The sequence below is a fragment of the Synechococcus sp. EJ6-Ellesmere genome (assembly GCF_024345875.1).
Taxonomy (GTDB): Bacteria; Cyanobacteriota; Cyanobacteriia; order PCC-6307; family Cyanobiaceae; genus Regnicoccus_A; species Regnicoccus_A antarcticus.
Genome location: NZ_JAGQBY010000158.1, coordinates 1 through 7,182 on the forward strand (window position 1 = coordinate 1; position 7,182 = coordinate 7,182).

A 7,182-nucleotide genomic window follows, 5' to 3' on the forward strand; every position below is an offset into this window, starting at 1 on the left:
GTGAGGAAGCGGTTTCCCTTCACGCTTCCCTCGATCCGGACCTGATCGTGATGGATGCACAGATGCCCCGCCTTGATGGCCTGGGTGCCACCCGCCGGATCCGCCGCAACAGCGCTGATCAGCAAAGCCCATGGATCGTGGCGCTCACGGCTGGAGCCACGGTGGCTGATCGCGCTGAGGCCCTCGAAGCGGGCATGAACGACTTTCTGACCAAGCCGCTGCAGCTGACGCAGCTCAGCAAGGCGCTCGATCGGGCCAGTCGGGCCTTGAGGGGAACCAGGGTGAAGTGCTGAACCCTCGGCGGTTCGATCGAAGTGGCGGCCAGGCCAATGGGGTCGGCGTGAAGGAGGCCTTCAGGCAACGGATCGCCGTGGGTTGCACTGGTCCATCTGGCGAACAGCCCGCCTGGCGTGGCTCCAGGGGCCACTGTGTCAGTGCCTTCCGCTGTTCAATCCCATGGCTGCCGCTCCTTATCTGATCGCCCTGGCCCTGCTGGAGCAGGGGGGGCAACGGGCGATGCCACTGCAGGGGAAATCGTTGCTTGAGCCCGTGCCGGCCGATGGGGATCCGGGTGATGTCGGCCGGCAGCAGGCCCTCGAGCTACTGGTGAGGGTGTGGCAGCGCAGTGAGGAGGGTGCGCTGCGCCGGGCGGCTGGCAAGCACAGCCTGCTGCTGCTGGAGTTGCCGATCGAAGCTCTGCAGGAGACCTTGCCCGCCCTCAAGGCCCAGTGGATCGCCACTGGCGACAGCACCCTCTTTCTGAAACGGCTCAAGGAGCTGGCGGGCGGTCTCTGGATCCTCGGACTGGAGCGCCGTGAGCCGCTCTGCTTCCGGCGGCTTCAGTAGGTGCGCCAGCCCAGTGGCTTCAGGGCAACCAGGGGGAATCACTGAAGTCGGGATCACGCTTCTCGAGGAAGGCATTGCGCCCCTCCTGACCCTCGGCCGTTCGGTAGAAGAGGTGGGTGGCCTGGCCCGCCAGCTCCTGGATGCCGGCCAGGCCATCGGTTTCGGCGTTGAAGGAGGCCTTGAGGCAACGGATCGCCGTGGGGCTGTGCTGCAGCACCTCCCTGGCCCAGCGGACCCCCTCCGCCTCCAGCTTCTGCAGCGGCACCACCGCGTTCACCAAGCCCATGGTCAGAGCTTCCTCGGCGTTGTAACGGCGGCAGAGGAACCAGATCTCCCGGGCCTTGCGCTGGCCCACCAGGCGCGCCAGATAGCCGGCGCCGAAGCCGCCGTCGAAGCTGCCCACCCGCGGGCCCGTCTGGCCGAAGACGGCGTTCTCCGCCGCCAGGCTGAGGTCGCAGAGCAGGTGCAGCACCTGGCCGCCGCCGATGGCGTAGCCCGCCACCAGGGCGATCACCACCTTGGGAAGGGAGCGGATCTGGCGTTGCAGATCGAGCACGTTCAGGCGCGGCAGGCCGCTTTCATCGAGGTAGCCGCCATCGCCGCGCACGCTCTGGTCGCCGCCGGCGCAGAAGGCGTAGCCCCCGTCGACCGCGGGGCCCACGCCGGTGAACAGCACCACCCCCACCCGCGGGTCATCGCGCACCCGGCTGAAGGCGTCGTGGAGCTCCACCACCGTGCGCGGGCGGAAGGCGTTGCGTTTGGACGGACGGTTGATGGCGATCCGGGCGATCCCCTCCCCACAGAGATCGAAGCGGATGTCCTCGTAGCTGGCGGCTGAGCGCCAGCAAACCAGGCTCTCTCCTGGCAGCACCGGGCCGGGGCTTGGGATGTCAGCCGGCGTGTGATCGACGCTCATCGCGGCGGGAGCTGGGAGGGAGCCATTCTGAGCAGCTGGCGCGGACGGTCCTGGCGCAGGCGCTGGCGCAACAGGGCATCGGCCCGGCGGTCGGTTTTGACCTCCAGCAGGGCCACCGGCCGCTCCAGGGCCCAGTCCAGGGCCACCTCCAGCTCGGCCAGGGCTGCCACCCTCCGACAGGGCACACCATGGCTAGCGGCCAGGGCGGTGTGATCCAGGGGCTGGCCCATGGCGAAGAGGCGCTCGAAATCCAGGCCCGCCGCCGCGCGGATCGGCAGTTGCTCGAAGATGCCGCCTCCTCCGTTCTCGATCAGCACCACGGTGAGCCGGCCCCGCATCTGGTGGTGCCAGAGCCAGCCGTTGGCGTCGTGGAGCAGGGCCAGATCGCCGCAGAGCAGCACCAGCCCACCGAGGCTCTCCGCCAGCCCCGCCGCCAGCGACAGCGTCCCGTCGATGCCTGAGGCCCCCCGGAAGCCATACATGGGCCTGGCGGGGCCGTTGGGATCGGCAAAGCTCTCCCAGTCGCGCACGGGGCTGCTGCTGGCCAGCATCACCGCAAGGCCCGGCGGCAGGAGCTGGCTCAGGGCCCTCGCCAGGCTGGGTTCATCGGGCCGGCGGCTGGCTCCCTGGCGCGTCAGCTGGGTGTTCACCCAGCCCTGGGTGCCACTCTCGGCAGCCTGCCAGCACGCCAGGAATTCTTGGTTGACCTTGCCGCTGGGGGTCCCCCGCCAGAACGAGGCCGGCTGGGCCGCACACCAGGCAGAGAGTCCGTCGCTGCAGCTGGCCTGGACCGTGCCCAGGGGATCGAGCGGGCGTGGATCCCCTTCGCTGATCAGCACCTGCAGGCCGCCGCAGCCCGCCAGCCAGCTCTGCAGCCGCCGGCTGGCGGGCAGGGGACCCAGCCTCAGCATCTGGGGGGGAGCCAGAGCGGGGTCGGGGTCCTCGAGGAACAGGTCGTAGCTGGCCACCAACTCCAGTCCGGCCTGGCCCCGCAGGTTGGAGAGTCCATCCGCCAGCAGAGGCCAGCCACTGCGCTGCTGCCAGCGCCCCAGCGCCGCCACAAAGGCGGGCCACTGCCTGGGCCTGCCCCGCCAGGGACCCGCCACGATCACCCCGGGACGATCAGGATCAAGCCCGAGCAGATCAGCGCCGGTCGTGGCTTCGCTGGTGCCGGAACCATGGCTGAGCTCTTCCGTGGGACCAGCCATGGCGCCCAGCTCATGGGCGAGGCCCTGCAGCGCCTCCACCCCGGCATGGAGTGGTTCCTCGAAGGGCAGATTCAGGTGCACCGGCCCCATCGGAGCGGCCAGGGCCATCCGATGGGCCCGCCGGGCCAGGGCCTGAAGGGCAGCGCGAGCCATCTCGGCCAGCCCCCGGCTGTCTCCCTGCGCAAACCAGCGGCAGCATGGGGCGAGGAACTCCTCCTGGTTCACGGTCTGGTTGGCGCCGCAGTTCTTCAGACGCTGCGGACGGTCGGCGCTCAGCAGCAGCAGCGGCATAGCACCGCTGCTTGCCTCGACCACCGCCGGCAGCAGGTTGGCCACGGCGGTGCCTGAAGTGGTGATCACCACGGTTGGTTTGCCCTCCGCCCTCGCCAGGCCCAGAGCGAAGAACCCCGCCGAGCGCTCATCAATGGCTGTGTGCAGCTTCAGTCCCCGCTGCAGCAGCAATCCTGCCGCCGCCGCCAGAGGCCCCGAACGGCTGCCCGGACAGAGCACCACTCGCTCCACCCCCTGGGCCATCAGCTCCAGCAGCAGGTCCGTCGCCGCCCTGAGATTGGCCTCAGCCCGATCCCCCTGCCGTTGGGGCAACTCCTGGCTCACTGGGTCCGCCACCGCTTCAGGATGGAGCGATCATGCCCAATCCCCTTCCGTCCCCCTCGGCCTCAAGCCCATCCGCTGCCAGCCGCCGCCTGGGGGTGGCCCGCCAGCTGATTCCCCTGCTGCTCTGGGTGGGGGTGGCCCTGCTGCTGCGCTGGCAGGTGATGGAACCCCGCTGGATTCCTTCGGGCTCCATGCTCCCCACGCTGCAGCTGGAGGACCGGATCCTGGTGGAGAAGCTCAGGCCCCGGCTGCTTCCGGTCCTGCCGCGCGGAGCCATCGTGGTCTTCCGTCCGCCCGATCCCCTGCTTGCCGCTGGCTATGACCCCCGGGCCGCCCTGATCAAACGGGTGGTGGGAGTGCCTGGCGATGTGATCGAAGTAGCCGACGGTGAACTGCGTCGCAACGGCGCTGCGGTGAACGAGCCCTGGCGGCGCGAGCCGATCAACTACGAGCTCCCACCCCTCACCGTGCCGGCGGGGCACCTGCTGGTGATGGGGGATAACCGCAATGCCAGCCTCGACTCCCACCTCTGGGGGCCCCTGCCGGCTGATCATGTGATCGGCACCGCCGTGTTCCGCTACTGGCCCCTACGGCATCTCGGCCCGATACGGTTCTCACCCACCGCCGGGACAGGGTGATCTGAAACCTTGCGTTAGGGTTCCTAACCAGATTCGGATCACGCCGGAGGGGCATGTTCAACCCGGAGTTCCTGACCACCGACAGCGAAGCGATCAGCGGGAATTCCCTGATTCAGTACCTGCAGGACCAGTCACCTGATGTGCTTCAGCGGGTCGCCCGCTCGGCCAGTGGTGATATCCAGGACATCATTCGCCACAACGTCCAGGGATTGCTGGGGATGCTTCCCGGAGAGCAGTTCGAAGTGAAGATTCAGACCAGCCGCGACAACCTGGCTGGTCTGCTCGCCTCCGCGATGATGACCGGCTATTTCCTGCGCCAGATGGAGCAGAGGATGGAGCTGGAGACCACCCTCTTCGGCGAGGGCGGTCTGGATGCCGATCCACGCGAACTCAAACTCTGACCCGCGCTGTCCGCAACCATCTCGTCTGAATCAGGACCCTGGTTTGCTGGGCACGACGACCCAACGCAGCAGGGTTGGATCGATCTCCGCCAGGTAGGCCCAGGAGCCATCGGACACGGCCCAGGGCCGTTCTCTGATCTCCCTCGCCAGGGCCGACAGATCATCGCCTGAGCAGGCCACCGGGGCGTCGTAGTGGGCGGGCACGAGCCAGCGCAGCTGCTGCAGATCGCCGAGGTTCTCCAGCCAGCTCAGCAGGGCATCGCGGCAGCGGGGGAACACCAGCCGCTCCAGCACCGGTGCCACCTGCAGGCGTGCTTCGCCACGGGGGCTCAGCAGGGCCGTGAATTCCGCCTCCCAGCCTGGCGACCAGCGAAAGGGGTACAGACCGAAATAGGACCTGGGCTGCCTCAGGCCCGGTTGCAGTGCCTGGCTGAGCACCTCCATCAGGCCTGGAACCTCAACCGACTTGGGGCGCAGGTAGGAGGCAAACAGCACCATCCGCCACCAGCCGCGCCGCCGTTGCTCAGGGGTGTCGATCAGGGGCTCATCGCCCCGTTCGCGGCCATGAAAGAGCAGGGGTGTGGGATCGGCCTCGAACAGCTGGGGGGGCGCCGGCGGAATCGCCACCAGGGCATCGGTGACCAGCAGGGCTCCACTGGCCCGGTGCAGGCAGGCCACCTCCAGGAAGGTGCCGGTCCCCAGGTCGAGGGGGCCGAGCGGATGCCAGCTGAGCTCGTCCCCATGGGGCACCCCATCCTCCAGGAGCACCCGGGTGCGGCAGCGGGGAAACCCCAGCCAGGAGAGCGGCAGCTTCAGCGGAAAGCTCCATTGCTGCGGGCTCACCCAGACCTCGGCCTCGGGGAAGGCGCGGGCCATGGCCGGTACCGGTAACTTGTGCTCCAGGCCGGAGCTGGTGGGCAGCACGATCGTGCGCACCGGTCCATAGCAACGCTCCAGGGCGCGCAGCTCCTCCAGCAGCTCCTCGGTGGGGGGTACCGGCGCAAACAGCAGCAGCCCCTCGCGCAGGCGCAGCACCGTCATCCGGATCGGGACCGCCACATAGAAGATCCCCTGCAGCTGCTCGAAGCTCCAGACCTGAGCGGAGATGAGTGTGCGCACCAGCGTGCGGCGGCGGCCGTAGGGATAGAGGGGCAGCAGGGGCCACCAGGACCAGCGCTGACTGGGCCGTCGCTGCTCCACCGGCGTCAACGGCGCTGCTGGGCCAGCAGCCCGTGGCGAGGCGCGAACAGGAAACTGAGCAGAAACAGTCCCGTCTGCACCAGCACGATGCAGCCCGCCGTGGAGGCATCCATCCAGTAGCTCCAGTAGATGCCCAGCACGCTGGAGAGCACGGCCGAGAGAATGGCGATCCAGACCATGCGATCGAAGCGATCGGTGAGCAGGTAGGCCGTGGCGCCCGGCGTCACCAGCATGGCCACCACCAGGATGATGCCCACGGTCTGCAGGCCGGCCACGGCCGCCAGGGAGAGCATCGAGAGCAGCAAATAGTGCAGCACGCCGGTGTTGATGCCGATGGAGCGGGCGTGGGTGGGATCGAAGCAGAACAGGATCAGATCCCGGCGGAACACCATCAGCACGGTGAGAACCAGCAGGCTGATCACCACCGTCTGGAGGATGTCCGAGGAGCTGATCCCCAGCACGTTGCCAAAAAGGATGTGAGAGAGGTCTATGGTGCTGCGCACCTTGGAGATCAGGGTGAGGCCGAGGGCGAAAAATCCTGTGAACACGAGGCCGATCACCGTGTCCTCCTTGATCCGGGTCATCTGCTTGATGTATCCGATCACCGCGACTGACCCCACCCCGAAGACGAAGGCCCCGACCGCAAACGGCAGATTCAGGGCATAGGCGATCACCACTCCTGGCATCACCGCATGGGACACCGCATCCCCCATCAACGCCCAGCCCTTGAGGGTCATGAAACAGGAGAGCAGGCCGCAAACACAGGAGACCAGGATGCTGACCAGCAGGGCACGCACCATGAAGTCCTGCTTGAGGGGTTCCATCAGCCAGGTGAGCACCGACGTCATGGGGTGTCCAGGCGCAGGCCACCGAAGGTGAGGGCGAGATTCTCGCTGGTGAACACCGAGGCGGTGTCGCCGTAGGCGAGCACGGTCTTGTTGATCAGGACCACCTGGTCACAGAAGGTCGTCACGTGGGAGAGGTCGTGAGTCGAGATCATCAGCGTCCGCCCCTCGTGGCGGAACTGCTGGAAGAGCTCGATCATCAGCTTTTCGGTGCGGATGTCCACGCCAGTGAAGGGCTCGTCGAGCAGCATCACCGAAGCCCCCTGGGCCAGGGCGCGGGCCACGAAGGCACGCTTGCGCTGACCTCCTGAGAGGGCCCCGATCTGGCGGTCGCGCAGAGGCCATAGCTCAACCCGCTCAAGCGCCTCCCGCACAGCATTGCGGTCAGCTGGGCGGGGGATGCGCAGGACGTTCATGGCCCCGTAACGGCCCATCATCACCACCTCATAGACGTTGATAGGAAAGTTCCAGTCGACGCTTTCTGTCTGGGGGACATAGGCCACGGCCTGGGAA

The 7,182-nt window shown here is 67.7% G+C and carries 9 protein-coding genes; 4 read left to right on the plus strand and 5 right to left on the minus strand.

Going from position 1 to position 7,182, the window contains the following annotated elements; genetic code table 11:
* Both KBY78_RS14530 and KBY78_RS14535 read left to right on the plus strand, forming a co-directional pair.
* The coding region (locus tag KBY78_RS14530) for a response regulator (protein WP_255144218.1) at positions 1-293 on the plus strand (293 nt) is incomplete at its 5' end.
* A 163-nt stretch (positions 294-456) separates the two neighbouring features.
* A complete protein-coding gene (locus KBY78_RS14535) occupies positions 457-846 on the plus strand; it encodes a hypothetical protein (RefSeq protein ID WP_255144219.1) in 390 nt (129 codons plus the stop codon).
* Between the two features lie 19 nt (positions 847-865).
* Here KBY78_RS14535 and menB read toward each other — a convergent pair whose 3' ends face one another.
* Both menB and menD read right to left on the minus strand, forming a co-directional pair.
* Positions 866-1,762, minus strand: coding sequence for a 1,4-dihydroxy-2-naphthoyl-CoA synthase (menB, locus tag KBY78_RS14540; RefSeq protein WP_255144221.1), 897 nt, complete (start codon positions 1,760-1,762; stop codon positions 866-868).
* On the minus strand, positions 1,759-3,597 hold the full coding sequence (gene menD, locus KBY78_RS14545; RefSeq protein ID WP_255144222.1) for a 2-succinyl-5-enolpyruvyl-6-hydroxy-3-cyclohexene-1-carboxylic-acid synthase: 1,839 nt from the start codon (positions 3,595-3,597) through the stop codon (positions 1,759-1,761). Before menD ends, menB begins: the two co-directional genes overlap by 4 nt.
* Before the next feature lie 20 nt (positions 3,598-3,617).
* On the opposite strand from menD, the gene lepB reads away from it, so the two are divergent.
* Positions 3,618-4,223 carry a signal peptidase I gene (gene lepB, locus KBY78_RS14550; RefSeq protein ID WP_255144223.1) on the plus strand — a complete coding sequence of 202 codons (606 nt, stop codon included), beginning with the start codon at positions 3,618-3,620 and terminating at the stop codon, positions 4,221-4,223.
* A gap of 53 nt (positions 4,224-4,276) precedes the next feature.
* On the plus strand, positions 4,277-4,624 hold the full coding sequence (locus KBY78_RS14555) for a DUF760 domain-containing protein (protein ID WP_255144224.1): 348 nt from the start codon (positions 4,277-4,279) through the stop codon (positions 4,622-4,624).
* A 30-nt stretch (positions 4,625-4,654) separates the two neighbouring features.
* On the opposite strand, the gene KBY78_RS14560 is transcribed toward KBY78_RS14555, so the two are convergent.
* From KBY78_RS14560 to KBY78_RS14570, 3 genes are all read right to left on the minus strand, one after another.
* Positions 4,655-5,833, minus strand: coding sequence for a DUF4336 domain-containing protein (locus KBY78_RS14560; protein ID WP_255144225.1), 1,179 nt, complete (start codon positions 5,831-5,833; stop codon positions 4,655-4,657).
* Positions 5,830-6,672, minus strand: coding sequence for a metal ABC transporter permease (locus tag KBY78_RS14565; RefSeq protein ID WP_006171387.1), 843 nt, complete (start codon positions 6,670-6,672; stop codon positions 5,830-5,832). Before KBY78_RS14565 ends, KBY78_RS14560 begins: the two co-directional genes overlap by 4 nt.
* Positions 6,669-7,182: metal ABC transporter ATP-binding protein (locus tag KBY78_RS14570; protein WP_255144227.1), on the minus strand; the 514-nt coding region annotated here is incomplete at its 5' end. The genes KBY78_RS14565 and KBY78_RS14570, both read right to left, overlap by 4 nt.

What these genes read in the sequence shown, in the direction of transcription:
- KBY78_RS14555 (WP_255144224.1), top strand. Translation starts at nt 4,277, where the DNA reads ATGTTCAACCCGGAGTTCCTGACCACCGACAGCGAAGCGATCAGCGGG.
- menB (WP_255144221.1), bottom strand. Translation starts at nt 1,762, where the DNA reads ATGAGCGTCGATCACACGCCGGCTGACATCCCAAGCCCCGGCCCGGTG.
- KBY78_RS14565 (WP_006171387.1), bottom strand. Translation starts at nt 6,672, where the DNA reads ATGACGTCGGTGCTCACCTGGCTGATGGAACCCCTCAAGCAGGACTTC.
- lepB (WP_255144223.1), top strand. Translation starts at nt 3,618, where the DNA reads ATGCCCAATCCCCTTCCGTCCCCCTCGGCCTCAAGCCCATCCGCTGCC.
- KBY78_RS14535 (WP_255144219.1), top strand. Translation starts at nt 457, where the DNA reads ATGGCTGCCGCTCCTTATCTGATCGCCCTGGCCCTGCTGGAGCAGGGG.